Below are 19,025 nucleotides of genomic sequence, written 5' to 3'. Positions count from 1 at the left end.
AGGGCCTTGTGGTGCAGCCTGCGCGGTGGTCGAATCATCCATGGGATGGCGAGACCTCGTCGAGGGCGTGCGGAAGCGGTTCCGCCCCGCGCCCGGCCGGATGGAACCACCGCCGCACCAGCTGCCCACGGTGCACGCGGTCGTGGAGGCACTGCGGGAGGCGGGCGAGCAGCTCGCGCCGGGTGACGGCATACGGGAGTTCAACCGCATGTATCTGCGGGTGACCGAGCTGGTCGAGGCCCGGATCGACGGGGGCTACTTCGGCGACCGGGAGTTCCTGGCGCGGCTGGACATCGTCTTCGCCCACCTCTACCTGGACACCCTTCGCGGCGGCCAGGCGCAGGCCCCGAGCTGTTGGGCGCCCCTGTTCGAGTGCCGCGACCAGCCGCTGGCCCCGATCCAGTTCGCCATCGCCGGGATGAACGCCCACATCAACCACGACCTGCCGGTCGCCGTCGTCGACACCTGCCGGCAGCTGGGCACGCACCCGTCGGCGCCCGGGGTGCGTGCCGACTACGACCGGGTGACGCAGGTGCTGGCCGAGGTCCACGAGGAGGTGCGGCAGTCGTTCCTGCGCGGGATCGCGCTCGAGGTGGACCGGGAACTGTCGCCCGTCGCGACGCTGGTCGGCACCTGGAGCGTGGCCAGGGCGCGGGACGCCGCGTGGGTGAACACCGAGGTGTTGTGGCGGTTGCGGCAGGTGCCGGAGCTGGACACCGAGTTCCGCCAGACGCTGTCCCGCACGGTCGGGATGGCGGGGCGGGCCCTGCTGGTGAGGGTGGCCGAGCCGGTGTAGGGCGTGCCCTGGCAGCATGGAGCGCAGCTCACCACGAGGAGGAGCGGGATGCGGATCGGGAACCTGGACGGACGGCTGGTGCTGGTCGCAGGGGGATCGTGCGCTGGACGTCGAACGGGCCAGCGGAGGGCGGTTCGGGGCGTCACCGCAGGCGGTGTTCGAGCGGTGGGCGGAGTTCACGGAGTGGGCCGCCGGGTCGGCCGACACCGATGCCACGGCAGGCGAGCCGTTCGCCCCCGAGCGGCTCGGTCCGCCGGTGCCCCGGCCGCCACAGGTCTTCGGCATCGGCCTCAACTACCGCGACCACGCCGAGGAGGCCGACCTGGACCTGCCCGACGAACCGATGGTCTTCACCAAGTTCCCCTCCTCGGTGACCGGCCCGTATGCCGAGGTGCGGCTGCCCAGCGACCGGTGCGACTACGAGGTGGAGCTCGTCGTGGTGATCGGACAGGAGTGCTTCGAGGTATCGGCGGAGCAGGCGTGGGACCACGTGGCCGGGCTGACCGTGGGGCAGGACGTCAGCGACCGGGCGGTCCAGTTCCGGGGCAAGCCGCCGCAGTTCTCGATGGGCAAGTCCTACCCGGGGTTCTCCCCGATCGGTCCGGCGCTGGTCACGCCCGACGAGCTGGCCGACCGGGACCGGCTGGCGATCGGGTGCACCTCGGGGGAGGAGGTGCTGCAGGACGGCACGACCGCCGACATGGTGTTCCCCGTCGCCGAGCTGGTCGCGCGGTTGTCGGCGATCGTCCGGCTGCTGCCCGGCGACCTGATCTTCACCGGCACGCCCGCCGGTGTCGGTGCCGTCCGCTCCCCGCGGCGCTACCTGTCCCGCGGCGAGGTCGTGGTCAGCACGATCGAGGGGGTCGGGCAGATCCGGACCACGTTCAGCTGAGGGTCAGGCCCTCGTCCGCGGGGCGTCCCACCGTGCGCAGCCTCCCGGCACCCGGCGGCGTGTCCCAGGCGGGGAGTGCCACGACGGCGAGGGCGGAGGTCGGCAGCCGGACCCAGCGACCCGTCAGGTCCTCGACCAGTTCGGCGACCGCCGGGTTGTGGCCCACCAGCAGCGCGGTGCGGACGCTCGCCGGGCAGGCCGGCGACGACCCGGGCCAGGTCGTGCCCGGAGAAGGTGTAGGCGTCCTCGGTGACGCGTTCCTCCGGCGCCCGGGGCAGCTCGCCCGCCACCAACTCCCAGGTCTGCCTGGCCCGCACCGCCACCGAGACCACGGCCAGGTCCACAGGCCCCAGGTTGGCAGCGATCCAGCGACCGGTCTCGGGGGCCTGTCGCCGACCCCGGGGCGCCAGCGGACGCTCGCGGTCCCCGACGGGGACGTCCCAGTCCGACTTGGCGTGGCGGACCACGACGAGGGTGTGTTCCACGGGGCCATCCTCCCAGCCCTTGTCGCCGGAGGCGATAGTTTGGCGGTCCCGACCCTGCGCCGTAGGAGGCACTGTGCGACACCGTAGGACACGCAGCACGCTGGCAACCCTCACCCTGCTCGGGGCGGGCCTGTCCCTCGGCGGGTGCGCTCTGGTGGACGGCCCCGCCGGCCTGGGAGCGGACACCACCTCCGAGGACGACCACGCCGCCGTCACCGCGGGGCACGCCGCCGACGAAGCAGCCGGGGACACGGCCGCCGGGCAGGACACCACGGCGCAGGTGCTGGACGCAGGGGTGCTGCGGGTCTGTTCGACCGGGGACTACCGGCCCTACACCTACCTGGACCCCGAGACCCAGCAGTGGAGCGGCATCGACGTGACCATGGCGGAGGACCTGGCGCAGGACCTGGGCGTCGAGGTCGAGATGGTGCAGACCTCCTGGGGCGACCTGATCGCCGACCTCGAGGCGGGGTGCGACATCGCGGTGGGCGGGATCTCCTTCAACACCGACCGCGCCCAGCAGGTCTTCTTCACCCAGGCCACGGTGCAGGACGGGAAGGCCCCGATCGTCCGGTGCGAGGAGGTCGAGGACTACCAGACCGTCGAGGACATCAACCAGGAGGGCGTGCGGGTCATCACGCCGGTCGGCGGCACCAACGAGGCGTTCGCCGACGAGAACTTCCCGGACGCCGAGGTCACCAAGTGGGACGACAACAACACGATCTTCCAGGAGATCATCGACGGCAATGCCGACGTGATGGTCACCGATGCCTCGGAGACCAAGTGGGTGGCGCACACCGAGGACGAGCTGTGCGCGGTCAACCCTGACGAGCCGTTCACCTTCTTCCAGAACGGCTACCTGTTGCCGCACGGCGACGTGGCCTGGCAGCAACTGGTGGACGTCTGGCTGGACATCGCCCTGCAGGACGGCACCTACGAGGCCGCTGAGGAGCCCTGGTTCGGCTGACCGTGGGATGCTTCCGGGATGCGTGAGGTATCCCTGATCCGCAACGTCCGTCCGTGGGGCGGCCCGCTCAGCGACGTGGCGGTGCGGGACGGGCGTGGTGGCCGCCGTCTTCGAGCACGCACACTCCGAGGGCGAGCGCGCCGCTGGGGTCGACCGTGCTGGACGGTCAGGGCCGGCTCCTGCTGCCCAGCTTCGCCGACGTGCACGTGCACCTGGACTCCAACCGCCTCGGCCTGCCGTTCCGGCCGCACACCGGGTCGCCGGGCGTGTGGGCGATGATGCTCAACGACCGGGAGCACTGGCGCGACGCGGAGGTGCCTATCGGCGACCGCGTCGCGAACGCCGTGGAGTTGATGATCGCCCGCGGCACGACCCGGATGCGCAGCTACGCCCAGGTCGACGTGGACTGCCGGATGGAACGGCTCGAGGCCGTGCTCGCCGCACGGGAGGCGTATGCCGATCGCTGCCAGATCGAGGTCGTCGCCTTCCCGCAGGCGGGGCTGCTGCGCGAGCAGGGCAGCGTCGAGGTCCTCCGCGAGGCCCTGGCTGCGGGTGCCGACCTCGTCGGCGGGATCGACCCCTGCGGACTGGACCGCGACCCGGTGACGCACCTGCGGACGGTGTTCGACCTGGCCCAGCGGCACCAGGTGCCGGTCGACATCCACCTGCACGAGCCGGGGGAGTTGGGGGCCTTCACGATCGACCTGATCCTGGAGCACACCCGGGCCGCGGGAATGCAGGGCCGGGTGACGCTCGCCCACGCCTTCGCGCTCGGTCAGGTGGACGCCGCCACCCGGGCCCACCTCATCGAGGGCCTGGCCGGGCAGGACGTGGCCGTCACGACGGTGGCTCCGGCGGGGACCAAGACGCTGCCGCTGGTCGAGCTACTCGACGCGGGGATCCGGCTGGGTCTGGGGGAGGACGGACAACGGGACTACTGGTCGCCCTACGGCAACGCCGACATGCTCGACCGCACCTGGCAGCTGGCGTTCACCGGCGGCTTCCGCGCGGACCGTCAGATCGAGCGCACCCTGGCCGTGTCCACGCTCGGCGGCCGCTCCGTGCTCGACCCGTCCGCAGCCCGCCTACCCCAGGACCCAGTCGACGCGTCCTACCAGGAGCTGCAGCCGGGCTCCGTCGCCGACGTCGTCCTGCTCGACGCCGAGACCCCCACGTCGGCGGTCATGGACCGGCCGAGTCGCCGCACAGTCATCCACGCGGGGCGGCTCGTCGCCGACGAGGGCTCGCTGCTCTGATCTCGCGTGGAGGATCTCGGGGGTGATAGGCCCCTCCAAGTTCCACGCGAGTTCTCAGGGACCCTCCTGTCGTATGCCGTGCGCCGGGTCGGGCGACCAGGGCACCAGGGGCAGGCGATCGGCATACGCGTCCTGCAGCAGGTGGACCAGGGATCCGCGGGCCACCTGCCCCCGGAACCCGGCTGCGACATCGGTGATCTGCACGCTGTCGGCGGACGTCCTCCTGGGGGCCCAGGACGGCGAGCAGGCAGTCCCGCCGCTGCCGGGCGGAGCGGATGCGGGCACCGAGGCTGCCGACCTGCTCCAGGCGGACCCGCAGCCCCGCGGCCCGCAGGTCCTCGACGAGCGCCCGCGCCGACGGGTCCTGGTCGGGGCCGACCGGCAGCACGCAGACCTGCACGGGCGCGAGCCACAGGGGGAGCCGGCCCTGGTAGCGCTCGAGCAGGGAGGCCACGACGCGCTCCATGGAGCCGACGGTGCCGCGGTGGATCATGACCACCCGCGCCCGGCTGCCGTCCGCCGCGTCGTAGGCGAGGTCGAACCGCTCCGGCTGGACGAAGTCGAGCTGCACGGTCGCGATGGTCTCCTCATGACCCCGTCCGTCGCGGACCTGAAGGTCCAGCTTGGGGCCGTAGAAGGCGGCCTCGCCCGCGGCCTCGCGCAACGGCATACCCCAGGAGTCCAGGTCGACCGCCGCCGCAGCCTCCCGCAGCGCCGCCACCGCGTGCTCCCACTGTCGGGGATCGCCCAGGAACGCGCCGCTGTCGTCGCCGAGGGACAACCGGACGTAGTCCACCCGCATGCCGAGGACCTGCTGGGCCCGCAGCGCCGCCCGCAGCGCCCGGGCGGCCTCCTCGGCGACCTGGTCCGGGCGACAGAAGACGTGGGTGTCGTCGAGGGTGATCTGGCGGACCCGGCTCAGGCCCGACAACACGCCGGTGCGCTCGGCGCGGAACATGGGGGCCATCTCGTTGAGGCGGATCGGTAGCTCCCGGTAGGAATGCTGCCCGGCGGCGTAGATCCTCGCGTGGTGCGGGCAGTTGGCGGGCCGCAGCACGAGGTCCTCGCCGGGGTGGTGTTGGGGGTTGTCACCGGCTGCGCCGCCACCGAGGGACATCGGGGGGAACATGTCGTCGCTGAACTTCGACCAGTGCCCGGACTGCTCGAACAGGGCGCGCTTGGCCAGCACGGGGGAGTAGACCCCCTGGCACCCGTCGCGCAGGGCGATCTCGCGGGCCAGCTGTTCCAGCTCGTGGCGGATGGCGGCGCCCGCCGGCAGCCAGAGGGGTAGGCCCGAGCCGATGTCGGGATCGGTGGCGAAGACCTGCAGGTCGCGATTGATCTCGCGGTGGTCCAGGGGGTTGTCGTGCGGTTCGTCGTGTGGGTCGTCGTGTGGGTCGTCGTGTGGTGCGTCGGACATCTCGTGCTCCTGAGGGTGGTGTGGCCCGGAGCGCGAGGGGGACGGCAAAGGCCCCGGAGTCACGCTCCGGGGCCTGGTGGGATGCAGCAGGTCAGCGCCGGAGTGGATCCGGCGTGGTCGTCTGCTGCTGGTGGCGCATGGCTCGACTGTAGCTCCGCTGCGACAGATTCGCTACGAAAATGCGGGATGGGACGTCAAACCCGCTACGAAAATGGGGGGATGGTTGACTGGGGCGTTGTGACTGCCACGACCCCCGAGACCCCAGCGACCCCAGCGACCAACCTGACCCATGCCGAGTGCGCGGCGCGCGCCCAGATGATCTCGGTCGAGAGCTACCGGGTGGAGCTGGACCTGACCCGGGCGGGCGACGCCGACGTCGCGAGTTACGGCTCACGCACCACCATCGTCTTCGACGCCAGCGGCGCCGACACCTGGGTCGACCTGATCGCGGACCGGGTGCTCGGGGCCACGCTGAACGGTGCGCCCGTGGACGTGGCGGCCTACGACGGGGCCCGGCTGCCGGTCCCCGGTCTCGCGTCGCGCAACGAGCTGGTGGTGGAGGCCGAGTGTGCCTACAGCCGCACCGGCGAGGGGCTGCACCGGTTCACCGACCCGGCGGACGGCGCCACCTACCTCTACACCCACTTCGAGCCGACCGACGCGCGCCGGATGTATGCCAACTTCGAGCAGCCCGACCTCAAGGGCGCCTTCACGTTCGTGGTGACGGCCCCGCGGGGGTGGGCGATCCTCTCCGGGCAGCCCGAGGTCGACCGCGAGGTCCGCGGGGACTGCGCGACGGTGACCTTCGCCCCGACACCGCCGCTGTCGACCTACATCACCGCCGTCGCGGCCGGCCCCTACCACCGGGTCGCCGACCGGTGGGCGACCACCCGCGAGGATGGCACCGGCCAGGAGATCGAGCTCGGGGTGTGGTGCAGGGCCTCGATGGTGGAGCACCTGGACGCGGACGCCGTGCTCGAGGTCACCCGGGAGGGGCTGGACTTCTTCGACGCGGCGTTCGGGTACCCCTACCCGTGGGGCAAGTACGACCAGATCTTCGTGCCGGAGTACAACATCGGCGCCATGGAGAACCCGGGCCTGGTCACCTTCACCGAGCAGTTCCTGCCCCGCGGGCGGGCCACGCACGGGCAGCTCATGGGGCGAGCGTCCACGATCCTGCACGAGATGGCGCACATGTGGTTCGGCGACCTGGTGACCATGCGCTGGTGGGACGGGCTCTGGCTCAAGGAGTCCTTCGCCGACCTGATGGGCTGGCACGGGGCCGCGGAGGCGACCCAGTTCAACGACGCCTGGACCCGGTTCGCCGCCGACCGCAAGACCTTCGCCTACCGACAGGACCAGCTGCCCAGCACCCACCCCGTCGTGGCCCGGATCGAGGACCTGGAGGCGGCCCGGCAGAACTTCGACGGCATCACCTACGCCAAGGGCGCCTCGGCGCTCAAGCAGTTGATGGCCTACGTGGGGCAGGAGGCGTTCTTCGCCGGGGCGCGGGAGTACTTCGCCGAGCATGCGTTCGGGAACACCGAGTTCGCCGACCTGCTGGCCCCGCTGGAGCGTGCCTCCGGCCGTGACCTTTCCGCGTGGGCGCAGGCCTGGCTGGAGACCGCGGGCATCTCCGAGCTGACGCCCGAGCCCGAGGTGGGGGAGGACGGAACCCTCACCCGGCTCGTGGTCCGCCAGGTGGCGGTGGACCCGGCAACCGGCCAGCCCGTGGACCGGCCGCACCGGCTCGTGATCGGCCTCTACGAGGTGGTGGACGGAGCGCTGGTGCGCACGGCCCGGATCGAGCAGGACGTCGCCGGCAGCGAGATCGAGGTCCCGGACGCGGTCGGGCGCGCCGCGGACCTGGTGCTCCTCAACGACGAGGACCTGACCTACGCCAAGGTGCGGCTGGACCAGCGGTCGGCGCTCGCCGTCCGGGACCACCTGTCCACCATCGACTCACCGCTCACCCGGGGGCTGCTCTGGTCGATCGGCTGGAACACGCTGCGCGACGGGCTGCTGCCGGCCCGGGAGTTCCTCGCCGGAGGGCTGCCGCAGGCGCTCGCGGAGCCGGATGCCTCGATCGTCACCGCGGCCCTCGGGACCGCCGCCGACGCCGTCGAGCTGTACGCCCCCACCGGGCAGCGTGACGACCTGCGGGCCCAGCTCGTGGCCGCCTGCCGGACCGGGCTCGCCCAGTCACCCGCCGGCTCGGACCTGCAGCGCACGTGGGCCAACGGACTGGTCCGCGCGACCGCGACCTGCCCCGACGGTGTCCCGGACCTGCGGGCCCTGGTCGACGGGGGCGGGGTCCCCGATGGACTGGAGGTGGACGACGACCTGCGGTGGTCCGCGATCCGCGCCCTGGCCGCCCAGGACGCGATCCCCGTCGCCGACCTGGAGTCGGCGCTGGCCGCCGACGACACGATGAGCGGGCGCACGGCATACCTGCGGGCCGTCTCCAGCCGGCCGGGTGCCGAGGCGCGTCGGCAGGCGTGGGAGCGGGCCACCACCGACGAGACGGTCACCAACGACCAGCTCCGCGCATTGGTCGCGGGTTTCGCAGAGCCCTCGGGTGCGTCGGTGACGGCCGGGTATGCCGAGGCCTACTTCGCGGCGTTGTCCGACTGGTGGGAGGGTCGGTCGATGACGATGGCGACCATCCTGGTCACCGGTCTGTTCCCCCGGGCCGACCTGGGTCAGGGCCAGCAGCCGGAGGAGCACCCGGTCGTGCTGGCGGCCCAGGAGTGGCTGGCAGCCCACGAGGAGTCGCCCGCCGCGTTGCGCCGGATCGTGCTCGAGCAGACCGACAACGCCCTGCGTTCCCTGCGGGCACAGGCGGCGGTGGGAGAGTAGGCCGGTGCGGTTCCGGGCCGGGCAGGCGACCACGTGGCCGACGTCGCGCCGCCTGGCCCGGCTGAGTCCGGCTGAGTCCGGCTGAGCCCGTCAGTCGGTGCCGAACTCCATCGCCGCCCGGTCCAGCCACTCGTCCTCGCCGCTGACCTTGCCGCGGGAGGCAATGGCCTCGGCGCCGCCCTCGGTCATCACGCCGATGAGCTCGGTCCTGGCCTCGCCGATCTGCTCCACCCGCACCTGACCGACCATCCCCACGGAGGAGTACTGCTCCAGCCGGGCGCGGGAGTCGGCGATGTCCAGGTTGCGCATCGTCAGCTGCCCGATCCGGTCGGTGGGCCCGAATGCCGAGTCCTCGGTGCGCTCCATCGACAGCTTGTCCGGGTGGTAGCTGAACGCCGGCCCGTCCGTGTTGAGGATCGTGTAGTCCTCGCCGCGCCGCAGCCGCAGGGTGACCTCGCCGGTCACCGCGGTGCCGACCCAGCGCTGCAGCGACTCCCGGATCATCAGCGCCTGGGGGTCCAGCCAGCGGCCCTCGTACATGAGACGCCCGAGACGACGACCCTCGTTGTGGTAGTTGGCGACCGTGTCCTCGTTGTGGATCGCGTTGACCAGCCGCTCGTAGCCGATGTGCAGCAGCGCGAGCCCGGGCGCCTCGTACACGCCGCGGCTCTTGGCCTCGATGATGCGGTTCTCGATCTGGTCCGACATGCCCAGGCCGTGCCGCCCGCCGATCGCGTTGGCCATCATGACCAGCTCCACGTCCGAGCCGAACGTCTGACCGTTGATCGCGACCGGCCGGCCCATCTCGTAGCGGATCGTGACGTCCTCGGGGGCGATCTGGACCGCCGGGTCCCAGAACTTCACGCCCATGATCGGGTCGACCGTCTCCAGGCTGGTGTCCAGGTGCTCCAGGGTCTTGGCCTCGTGGGTGGCGCCCCAGATGTTGGCGTCGGTCGAGTACGCCTTCTCGGTGCTGTCGCGGTAGGGCAGGTCGTGGTCGACCAGCCACTCCGACATCTCCTTGCGCCCGCCCAGCTCGCTGACGAAGTCGGCGTCCAGCCACGGCTTGTAGATCCGCAGGTTCGGGTTGGTCAGCAGGCCGTAGCGGTAGAACCGCTCGATGTCGTTGCCCTTGTAAGTCGAGCCGTCGCCCCAGATCAGCACGTCATCCTCGAGCATCGCCCGGGTAAGGAGGGTGCCCGTCACGGCGCGACCCAGCGGGGTGGTGTTGAAGTAGACGCGTCCGGCCGATCGGATGTGGAAGGCCCCGCAGGTGATCGCGGCCAGGCCCTCCTCGACGAGCGCCTCCTTGCAGTCGACCAGTCGCGAGATCTCCGCCCCGTATGCCGTGGCGCGGCTGGGCACGGAGTCGATGTCCGGCTCGTCGTACTGGCCGATGTCGGCCGTGTAGGTGCAGGGAATGGCGCCCTTGTCGCGCATCCACGCGACCGCCACGGAGGTGTCCAGCCCTCCGGAGAAGGCGATGCCGACGCGCTCGCCGACGGGAAGTGTCTTCAGTACCTTGCTCACGGGAGAGAGGATATACGTGCCAGTGCATGATTATGCAATTCGGCGGGGTGCGGCAGACTCGGGTCCATGACGAGGAGGGACGAGATGACTCCGGCGCAGCAACGACGGGCCGCTGCCCTGGCCCGGCACTGGCTCGGGCCGGACGCCATCGACCGGCTGCTCGACGCCGCAGGGCCCGGCGATGCCGTGGACCGCCTGCTGGCCAACGACCCGGTGGTGAGCGAGGCGAGCTACCAGGACGGGGTGCAGCTCCTCGAGGCGATGCACCGGGACCACCCGCGCGGGCTGAGGTCCCAGGCGTGGGGACGATGGTTGTCGCTGCTGCGCAACGGGGCCTTTGGGCTCTTCGCCCTGGTGGTGGTGGCCACCGTGGTGCTGGCCATCGCGGTGTCCCCGAGCGGGGATTCCGACCTCATCTTCGAGGAACTGGTGGTGTGGCTCGACATCGACGAGGCCTGGGTCGCACTGGCGATGCTCGGGCCCCTGGGGCTCGCGGTCCTGCTGCTCTGGGTGTCCATTGTCGTGGCCTGCGGTCATCGCACTGTCCGAGGCCCGGTATGCCGTGCGCTGGGCCGGCGAACGCCCGGGCCAGGCGGGCCGGGGGATCCCGACGGTCGAGCCGATCAGCCCGTTCGCGCTGTGCTGCCTCATCCCGGCGGTTGTGCTGTGGGTGCTGGGCGGGCTGACGCTGCTCGTCGTCCTTGTGGCTGCTCTCCATGGGGTATGACGTGGGTGACCTGGTGCTCGGTGTGCTGGTCGCCGCGCTGGTGGGGTGGGGGCTGTTCGGGGCCGGCCGGGCGATCAGCCGCGCAGGTGACACGGTGGGGGAGCACCTGTTCCTGCTGGCCGACGACCAGGGCGGGCTCCGGGCAGACTCCGCCACGATGGTGCGGGAGCCCTACCTGCTCCTTACCTCCGGGGCCCTCGGCATGGTCAGCCTCGAGGAGCGCGTCCTCTATCCCGGCACCGCCGACCTGCCCGAGGCCGACCTGCGACGTCGTCACGAGGAGGTCGAGCAGGACCTGAACAACGGACTGGCCATGGTCGGGCGCCCGGGCCAGCGTCCGCTGATCACCCGGCAGGTGCCGGGCGAGGACGACGGGGTCGCTGGCCGTCTCGAGATCCGCGGTATGCCGGCGGTTGGGTGGTCGCGCACGGGCGGGCAGAGTGGCCGGAACGGGACGGGTGGATCGTCGTCCAGGACGATCCCGACGGGTTTCGCTCGGGACGTGTTGCCGGTGATCGGCGACCGCCTCGGGATCTCCGGGCACCTCGTGGTGCTCGACACCTTCGAGCAGGTGCCGCCGGACAGTCCGTGGACCCGGGAGTGGGTGAAGGCACGCGTCCGCTAAGCGGACCCGCCTCCTGGTGCGACCCGCGCTCAGCCGGCGGCGACGCGGGCGATCGGTGCCTTGGCCGGGGTCCCCGAGCCGTCCCGCTTGCCGGTCGCGGGCGGGAGCTCGACGGCGACCCCGTTGGCGGAGGCCGCCATCGGGGGAGCGGACCCCGCCCACCCGACGAGCAGGGCGTCCTCGCCGCGCAGGAATCGCTGGCACCGCACCCCAGCGGTGGCCCGACCCTTGGCGGGGTACTCGGCATACGGCGTCACCTTGACCGACCCGGCCTCGGTCCCGGGCAGTGCCCCCGCGGACCCGGCCACCGTGACGACCACGTTGTCGGCCTGCGGGTCGACCGCCCAGAAGCCGACGACGCGCGCGCCGCCGGACAGCTTGATGCCGGCCATCCCGCCGCCGGCCCGGCCCTGGGGACGCACTCCCGAGGCGGGGAAGTGCAGCAGGCTGGCCTCGGAGGTGATGAAGACCAGGTCCTCCTCGCCGGTGGCCAGCTCGACCGCCCCGACGACGGCGTCGCCGTCCTTGAGGCTGATGACCTCGAAGCTGTCCTTGTTGCCCGGGTAGTCCGGGTTGACGCGCTTGACCACGCCGTTGCGGGTGCCCAGGGCCAGGCCCGGCCCCTCGCCGGTGAGCGGTGCACAGTGCCAGCGGCTCCTCGCCGGCGGGCAGGTCGACGAACGCGGCCAGCGGGGCGCCGCCCGACAGGGTCGGGGCGCCGTTGGTCGGCGGCAGGGTGGGGAGCTCCAGGGCGGACAGACGCAGCAGGCGCCCCGCCGAGGTGACCAACCCGACGTCGCCCCGGGCGGTCGCGCGGACCCGGGAGACGATCGCGTCGTGCTTGCGGCGCGCACCCTCCGGTGCCGAGCGGCTCGTCGGTGGAGGTCCGGGCCAGCAGGCCGGTCGAGGACAGGAGCACCCAGCACGGGTCGTCGGCGACCTCCATGGGGGTGGCCGCGGCCGCGGTCGCCTTGACCCCGGCGGACTCCAGCAGCACGGTCCGCCGGGGCGTGCCGTGCTCGCGGGCCACCTCGGCCAGCTCGTCGGAGACCAGCGTCAGGAGCAGGTCGTGGTCCTCGAGCAGGGCGGTGAGCCGCTCGATCTCCCGCTGCAGCTCATCCCGCTCGGACTCCAGCTCGATCCGGGAGAACTTGGTGAGCCGGCGCAGCTGCAGCTCCAGGATGTAGTTGGCCTGGAGCTCGGACAGGTCGAACACCGCGATCAGCCGTTCGCGGGCTGCCGCGGCGTCGTCGCTGGAGCGGATCAGCTGGATGACCTCGTCGATGTCCAGGATCGCGACGAGCAGTCCCTCGACCAGGTGCAGCCGCTCCTGCTTGCGCCGGAGCCGGTAGGCCGTCCGGCGACGCACCACCTCGGTGCGGAAATCGACATACACCTGGAGCAGCTCGCGCAGGCCCAGGGTGCGCGGCTGGCCGTCCACGAGGGCCACGTTGTTGATCCCGAAGGACTCCTCCATCGGGGTCAGCTTGTAGAGCTGCTCCAGCACGGCGTCGGGGTTGAAGCCGTTCTTCACCTCGATGACCAGGTGCAGGCCCTTGCTGCGGTCGGTGAGGTCGTTGATGTCCGAGATGCCCTGCAGCTTCTTGGACTGGACGAGCTGCTTGACCTTCTCGATGACCTTCTCCGGGCCGACCAGGTAGGGCAGCTCGGTCACCACGATGCCCTTGCGGCGCGGCGTGACGTTCTCGATCCGTGCCGTCGCCCGGGTGCGGAACGAGCCGCGACCGGTCTCGTAGGCGTCGCGGATGCCGTCCAGCCCGACGATCCGGCCGCCCAGCGGCAGGTCCGGGCCTGGGACGAACCGCATCAGGTCCTCGAGCGTGGCCTTGGGGTGGGCGATCAGGTGCCGGGCGGCGCCGATGACCTCCGCCAGGTTGTGCGGCGCCATGTTGGTGGCCATCCCCACTGCGATGCCCGAGGCGCCGTTGACCAGCAGGTTGGGGAAGGCCGCGGGCAGCACGTCGGGCTGCATCAGCTGCTCGTCGTAGTTGGGGACGAAGTCGACGGTCTCCTCGTCCAGGCCCCCCGTCATCAACAGCGCGGCCGGGGCGGGTCGGGCCTCGGTGTAGCGGCTGGCAGCCGGGCCGTCGTCCAGCGACCCGAAGTTGCCGTGCCCGTCGACCAGCGGCAGCCGCATGGTGAACGGCTGCGCCATCCGGACCATCGCGTCATAGATCGCGCCGTCACCGTGCGGGTGGTACTTACCCATCACCTCGCCGACCACGCGGGAGCACTTCACGTGGCCCTTGTCGGGTCGCAGACCCAGCTCGTGCATCCCGAACAGGATGCGCCGCTGCACCGGCTTCAGCCCGTCGCGGGCATCGGGCAGGGCGCGGGAGTAGATGACGGAGTAGGCGTACTCCAGGAACGCGCCCTGCATCTCCTCCTGGACGTCGATGTCGATGATCTTCTCCTCGACGTCGAACAGGTCGGGTCCGGACGAACGGGGACGTCGCGCCATGCGGTGCTACTCCTGGTGCCGTGCTGGGTGGTGCCGTGCTGGATGGGGATCGCCCTCGATCGTATGCCGAGACCGGCCCACGGCCGCGCCACGGCGCGCCTCCCACCCATTTTTGTCGCTGGCTAGTGTGGCGACCATGACGAGCATCCTGTTCCGCGGCGGCACGGTCCTCGACGGGACGGGGGCGGACCCGGGGGAAGCGGACGTCCTGGTCCGGGACGGAAGGATCGTCGACGTCGGGCCGACTCTGGGGGCGGACGCCGACGAGGTGGTGGACTGCGCCGGCGCCACGGTGCTGCCGGGGCTGTTCGACTGCCACGTCCACGTCCTGTTCGAGCAGGCGAACGTCCTCACGGCACTGCAGACGCCCTTCTCCTACGCCTACTACCAGTCGGTGCACTGGTTGCGCCGCACGCTGGAGACCGGGATCACCTGGGTGCGGGACGCCGGGGGTGCCGACCTGGGGGTGGCCGAGGCCGTGCGCACCGGGCTGGTCCCCGGACCACGGATGCAGCTGTCCATCGACATGATCAGCCAAACCGGCGGTCACGGGGACGACTGGCAGGTCTGCGGGGGACACGCGGGCCTGCTGGTCCCGCACCCGGGCCGACCGTCCGCGGTCGCCGACGGCCCCGAGGAGATGCGGCGGGTGGTCCGGCAGATCATCCGAGCCGGGGCGGACGTGATCAAGGTGGCGACCAGCGGCGGGGTGATCTCCCCGCGCAGCGACCCGCGCCGCGGCCACTTCCGGGACGAGGAGATCGCCGTGCTCGTCGCCGAGGCCCACGCGGCGGGGCTGCACGTCATGGCCCACGCGCAGGCCAGTGACGGGATCAAGACGGCCGCCCGTCACGGGGTCCGGTCGATCGAGCACGGGGTCTACCTGGACGACGAGGCCATCGAGCTGATGCTGGAGCGCGGGACCTGGCTCGTGCCGACCCTGTCGGCGCCCCGGGCGGTGCTGGACATGGTGGACCAGGGGGTAGCGATGCCCGACGCGGTGATCGCCAAGGCGCGGATGGTCCACGAGGCGCACCAGGACTCGGTGCGTCGGGCGGTCGCGGCGGGGGTCCGGGTCGCGATGGGCACCGACAGCGGGGTGGGCGTGCACGGCACCAACCTGGAGGAGTTGGGCCACATGGCGGACTGCGGCATGACCCCGCTGCAGGCTTGGGTCGCGACGACCAGCGAGGCGGCCGAGCTGCTGGGGGTGGCGGAGGACTTCGGCACCCTCGAGGTCGGCAAGGTCGGGGACGTGGTGGTGCTGGACGGGGCCTTCGACGACCTCGCCGGGCTGCGGGAGCGCCTCCGGGGTGTCTACCTCGACGGCGTCCGCGTGGGTGCCTGACGCGCAGAATCGCTACGAAAACGCGTTCTGGCACGACAAACCCGCTACGAAAATGGGCTAGGCACGGACCGGCCGGTGCGGGAGCGCGCTGCGGATGGCCGCTGCCTCGTCGGCCGCGCGGCTGAACAGCGCGTGCAGATCCGTCATCCGAGGGACACGTCCCCGCTGATGAGCACGCGGGCCTCCCCGCCGACCCACACTTGCCCGTCCTCGGCACGCACCGTGACGTTCCCGGCGCGGCCCAGGGCGGTGCCCTGGCGGACCGTGAAGGAGGTGGGGGCGAGGTCGGCGCCGGTCAGCCACACGCCGAATCCGGCATTGAGGCTGCCGGTGACGGGATCCTCCGCCACTCCTTGCCCCGGGACGAACGCCCGCACCTCGTAGTCGGCCGGTCCGCCCGTCGGGTGCGGGCCGATCACCCCGATGTCGAGGTCGTCGATCTCGGAAAAGTCCGGGCGCAGTGCGAGGACCTCCTCGGCAGACCCGAGGACGACGCCGACCCAGCCGGGACCGTTGTCGATCCACTGGGCGTGCTGCACCTGCTCCGGCCGCACCCGGAGGGCGCTCACGATCCGCCCGAGGTCCTCCTCGGACACCGGCCCGTCGCGGAGGAAGCCCGGCGCGGCGAAGGACAGCCGTTCGCCCTCCTGCCGGATCCGCACCAGTCCGGCCCCGCACTCCTGGACCACCTCGCCGTCAGTCGCGGGGGTGCCGCCGGCGTTCAGCCATGCACGGGCGCTGCCCAGGGTGGGATGCCCGGCGAACGGCAGCTCGGACGCCACCGTGAAGATCCGCACCCGGTAGTCCGCGCCCGCCTGGGTGGGCGGCAGCAGGAAGGTGGTCTCCGACAGGTTGGTCCAGTGGGCGAACCGCGCCATCTGCTGATCGGTGAGTTCCTGGGCGTCGTGGACCACGGCGAGGGGATTGCCGCGGCAGGGCTCGGCGGAGAAGACGTCGACCTGGGAGAAGCGCATGCCCTAGTCTCACCCGGGTGAGCAGGGTGATCCACACGGGGCAGGCCCTCGTCGACCTCGTGGTGGAGGTGGGAAGTCTGCCGGTGCGCGGCGGGAACGTGATGGCCGCCTCACACACCCGGTATGCCGGGGGCTCGGTGAGCGTGCTCGCTGCGGCCGCGCGGTCCGGGGCCGAGGCGGTGCACGCCGGGGCCCACGGGACCGGCCCCAACGGCGACCTGATCCGGGAGGTGCTGGCGGCCGAGGGTGTGACGCTGTCCAGCGAGCCGGTCCCCGATCTGGACACCGGGGTGTGCGTCGTGCTGGTGGAGCCGAGCGCCGAGCGGACCTTCGTGACGACGATGGGCGCCGAGCGGCAGATCACGCCGCAGAGCCTGGCCGGCTCCCGGGCGGCGCGCGGCGACCTCGTGTGCGTGACCGGCTACACCCTGCTTGAGCCCACCCGCGACCCGCTGCTGACCTGGCTGGGGACCCTTGAGGGGAACGCCGCTGTCGTGCTGGACCCCGGTGCCGCGTTCGCGACGCTGCCGGAGTCGGTGCGGGAGCGGACGCTGGCGGTCACCGCCGTCTGGACCAGCAATGCCCAGGAGGCGGCGGAGCTCACCGGGGTCGAGGACGTCGCACGGTCCGTGCTGGCCGTGCGCGACCTGCTGCCCGCGGGCGCCAGGGTCATCGTGCGCGACGGGCCCGAGGGCTGCTACGTCCTCGACGCCGGGGCCGGCGAGGTGGTGCACCTGCCCGGGTTCCCCCAGGAACCGGTCGACACCAACGGCGCGGGGGATGCCCACACCGGTGTCCTGGTGGCCGAGCTCGCCGCAGGTGCCGATCTCGTCGAGGCCTCGCACCGGGCCAACGCCGCTGGCGCCATCAAGGTGACCCGGAAGGGTCCCGCCACGGCGCCGACCCGCCGTGAGATCGACACCTTCCTGAACGGAAGGTGACTGTCGTCAGCCCCCGGGGCGGCGCAGGCCGGCCAGGCCCGCGGCATACCCCTGGGGGTCGATGTCCTGCAGGACGAGACGCTGCAGGATGAACCCCGGCATGGCGCCGACGAGGACCTGCGTGACGTGCTGGGGGTCGGCCGACGGGTCGATGAGCCCCGCCTTCTGCTGCTTGAGCACGAGGGCGGCATAGCTGCTCCGCAGGTGCCGGATCCGCTCGCTGACGATGGCGCGCACGGACTCGTCGCGGACCGCCTCGGCCCAGACCGCGACGAGGACCTTGGTGAGATCGGCGTCGCCCGACTCGGCCTGGGCCACGATCATCGTGGCCAGGTGCTCGAGCACCTGCTCGGGGGAGGGGACCGGGTCCTGGCTCGACAGCGCAGTGATCTCGGCGTCGACCATGCCGAGCCCGAACTCGGCGATGGCCAGGATGATCTCGTCCTTGCTCTTGAAGTAGCCGTAGACGGCCCCGGCGGACAGGCCTGACTCGCGGATCACGTCGGCCATCGTGGTGCGGTGGAAGCCCTCTGCCGCGACGCACCGGAGGGTGGCGGCCAGGATCTGCTCGCGGCGGGCAGCGCGGTGCTCGTCGGTGACCTTGGGCATGCCGCACCTTAAAACAGAATGAACGTTCTTGACAACGCCAGGTATCGAGGAGCACTCTGGAGCAGCAAACAGAACGAACGCTCGTTTAAGGAGTCGACATGCGCACCACCACCGCACCATCCGTCGAGGCAGCGGGGTCGACACCTCCCCGCGAGACAGCGGGGCCCACCCCCTGGCAGCGGGTCACCGGCCTGGCCGTGGGAGTGGCGGCACTGCTCGCCGTGGTGATCACCGCCTTCGCCTGGCCCTCGCTCAACAGCTCGCCGAACGGCATACCGATCGCCGTCGCAGCACCCTCCGAGGCCGCGGCGCAGCAGGTGGGGCAGCGTCTGGCTGGCGCTTCGGGCGAGGACGCGTTCGAGGTGACCGTGCTCCCGGACCGGGCGGCGGCCGAGCAGGCCATCCACGACCGCGAGGTCTACGGCGCGATCGTGCTCGGCCCCGACGGGGGAGAGATGCTGACGGCGGGCGCGGCCAGCCCGGCAGTGGCGCAGATCCTGGGACAGGTGGCCGCCGGAGTCCCGGCCGAGGTCGGTGGACCGCTGACCGTCAGTGACGTCGTGCCGCTCCCCGAGGAGGATCCGCGCGGCTCCGGTCTGGGGTCTGCGGTGTTGCCCCTGGTGCTCGGCGGGATCGCGGCGGGCGCCGTCGCCGCTACCCAGGTCAGGGGGCGGAGCAGGCAACTCGGGGCGGTGCTGGCGGTCGCGGCACTGGGCGGCCTCGTGCTCACCCTGGTGATGCAGACCTGGCTGGGTGCGCTGGCGGGCTCGCTCTGGGCCAACGCGGGGGTCCTCGCCCTGGGGATCGCCGCGATCGGCAGCACCGTCCTCGGGCTGCACCGACACCTCGGCCCGGCCGGCATCGGTCTCGCGGCCGCCACGATGGTCCTGCTGGGCAACCCGCTCTCCGGCGCCATGAGTGCTCCGGAGATGCTGCCGAGCGCCTGGGGTGCCGTCGGGCAGGCGTTGCCGGTGGGTGCCGCGGCGACCGCGCTGCGGTCGGTGGCGTGGTTCGACGGTGCCGGCTCGGGCGCGGCCTTCCTCGTGCTGGGGTGCTGGCTGGCGGTCGGCCTCGCCCTGAGCCTGCTGCCCTCGCGGCGCTCCGGCGGCTGAAC

15 protein-coding genes and 1 pseudogene are annotated in these 19,025 nt (G+C 72.0%); 10 read left to right on the top strand and 6 right to left on the bottom strand.

The window, feature by feature from the left end:
* The first annotated feature begins 67 nt into the window (after window positions 1-67).
* Together AC1QRC_RS14105 and AC1QRC_RS14100 are read left to right on the top strand one after the other, a co-directional pair.
* Window positions 68-796, top strand: a complete 729-nt coding sequence (locus AC1QRC_RS14105; RefSeq protein WP_484203911.1) for a DUF5995 family protein — start codon at window positions 68-70, stop codon at window positions 794-796.
* A 16-nt stretch (window positions 797-812) separates the two neighbouring features.
* On the top strand, window positions 813-1,688 hold the full coding sequence (locus tag AC1QRC_RS14100) for a fumarylacetoacetate hydrolase family protein (protein WP_484203910.1): 876 nt from the start codon (window positions 813-815) through the stop codon (window positions 1,686-1,688).
* Here AC1QRC_RS14100 and AC1QRC_RS14095 read toward each other — a convergent pair.
* Window positions 1,616-2,173 (bottom strand): SixA phosphatase family protein, encoded by a 558-nt coding sequence (locus AC1QRC_RS14095; RefSeq protein WP_484203909.1) that lies wholly within the window; start codon window positions 2,171-2,173, stop codon window positions 1,616-1,618. The two genes, AC1QRC_RS14100 and AC1QRC_RS14095, sit on opposite strands and share 73 nt — an antisense overlap.
* A 73-nt stretch (window positions 2,174-2,246) precedes the next feature.
* On the opposite strand from AC1QRC_RS14095, the gene AC1QRC_RS14090 reads away from it, so the two are divergent.
* Window positions 2,247-3,140, top strand: a complete 894-nt coding sequence (locus AC1QRC_RS14090; RefSeq protein WP_484203908.1) for a transporter substrate-binding domain-containing protein — start codon at window positions 2,247-2,249, stop codon at window positions 3,138-3,140.
* Between the two features lie 155 nt (window positions 3,141-3,295).
* A complete protein-coding gene (locus tag AC1QRC_RS14085) occupies window positions 3,296-4,396 on the top strand; it encodes an amidohydrolase family protein (RefSeq protein ID WP_484203907.1) in 1,101 nt (366 codons plus the stop codon).
* On the opposite strand, the gene AC1QRC_RS14080 is transcribed toward AC1QRC_RS14085, so the two are convergent.
* Window positions 4,350-5,816, bottom strand: a complete 1,467-nt coding sequence (locus AC1QRC_RS14080) for an aminoacyl--tRNA ligase-related protein (RefSeq protein WP_484203906.1) — start codon at window positions 5,814-5,816, stop codon at window positions 4,350-4,352. The genes AC1QRC_RS14085 and AC1QRC_RS14080 overlap by 47 nt on opposite strands.
* A gap of 237 nt (window positions 5,817-6,053) precedes the next feature.
* Between AC1QRC_RS14080 and pepN the strand changes: the two genes are divergently transcribed.
* Entirely contained in the window at window positions 6,054-8,675 is a 2,622-nt protein-coding gene (gene pepN / locus AC1QRC_RS14075; protein ID WP_484203905.1) for an aminopeptidase N, read from the top strand.
* A 90-nt stretch (window positions 8,676-8,765) separates the two neighbouring features.
* On the opposite strand, the gene argG is transcribed toward pepN, so the two are convergent.
* Window positions 8,766-10,205 (bottom strand): argininosuccinate synthase, encoded by a 1,440-nt coding sequence (argG, locus tag AC1QRC_RS14070; protein WP_484203904.1) that lies wholly within the window; start codon window positions 10,203-10,205, stop codon window positions 8,766-8,768.
* Between the two features lie 517 nt (window positions 10,206-10,722).
* On the opposite strand from argG, the gene AC1QRC_RS14065 reads away from it, so the two are divergent.
* Both AC1QRC_RS14065 and AC1QRC_RS14060 read left to right on the top strand, forming a co-directional pair.
* Window positions 10,723-10,932: a hypothetical protein gene (locus AC1QRC_RS14065; RefSeq protein ID WP_484203903.1), complete on the top strand. Its 210-nt coding sequence runs from the start codon at window positions 10,723-10,725 to the stop codon at window positions 10,930-10,932.
* Window positions 10,922-11,557, top strand: coding sequence for a hypothetical protein (locus AC1QRC_RS14060; protein WP_484203902.1), 636 nt, complete (start codon window positions 10,922-10,924; stop codon window positions 11,555-11,557). Before AC1QRC_RS14065 ends, AC1QRC_RS14060 begins: the two co-directional genes overlap by 11 nt.
* Window positions 11,558-11,586: 29 nt before the next feature.
* On the opposite strand, the pseudogene AC1QRC_RS14055 reads toward AC1QRC_RS14060, so the two are convergent.
* Window positions 11,587-14,039 (bottom strand): annotated as a pseudogene (locus AC1QRC_RS14055) (DNA gyrase/topoisomerase IV subunit A).
* Between the two features lie 136 nt (window positions 14,040-14,175).
* On the opposite strand from AC1QRC_RS14055, the gene AC1QRC_RS14050 reads away from it, so the two are divergent.
* Complete coding sequence (locus tag AC1QRC_RS14050) at window positions 14,176-15,387, top strand: metal-dependent hydrolase family protein (RefSeq protein ID WP_484203901.1); 1,212 nt, start codon at window positions 14,176-14,178, stop codon at window positions 15,385-15,387.
* A 143-nt stretch (window positions 15,388-15,530) separates the two neighbouring features.
* Here the strand turns inward: AC1QRC_RS14050 and AC1QRC_RS14045 are convergent, their stop codons facing one another.
* A complete protein-coding gene (locus tag AC1QRC_RS14045; protein WP_484203900.1) occupies window positions 15,531-16,361 on the bottom strand; it encodes a PhzF family phenazine biosynthesis protein in 831 nt (276 codons plus the stop codon).
* A 17-nt stretch (window positions 16,362-16,378) separates the two neighbouring features.
* Here AC1QRC_RS14045 and AC1QRC_RS14040 point away from each other — a divergent pair, with 17 nt between their 5' ends.
* A complete protein-coding gene (locus AC1QRC_RS14040; RefSeq protein WP_484203899.1) occupies window positions 16,379-17,302 on the top strand; it encodes a PfkB family carbohydrate kinase in 924 nt (307 codons plus the stop codon).
* A 6-nt stretch (window positions 17,303-17,308) separates the two neighbouring features.
* Here AC1QRC_RS14040 and AC1QRC_RS14035 read toward each other — a convergent pair whose 3' ends face one another.
* Window positions 17,309-17,911: a TetR/AcrR family transcriptional regulator gene (locus AC1QRC_RS14035; protein WP_484203898.1), complete on the bottom strand. Its 603-nt coding sequence runs from the start codon at window positions 17,909-17,911 to the stop codon at window positions 17,309-17,311.
* A 98-nt stretch (window positions 17,912-18,009) separates the two neighbouring features.
* Between AC1QRC_RS14035 and AC1QRC_RS14030 the strand changes: the two genes are divergently transcribed.
* The gene (locus AC1QRC_RS14030; RefSeq protein ID WP_484203897.1) at window positions 18,010-19,023 is read left to right on the top strand and encodes an ABC transporter permease; all 1,014 of its coding nucleotides are present in this window, start codon (window positions 18,010-18,012) and stop codon (window positions 19,021-19,023) included.
* The last annotated feature ends 2 nt before the right edge of the window (window positions 19,024-19,025 follow it).

Source organism: Ornithinicoccus sp. (genome assembly GCF_057176825.1).
Note: the sequence above shows the minus strand (reverse complement) of the source record. Positions and strands in the feature narration are given on the sequence as shown.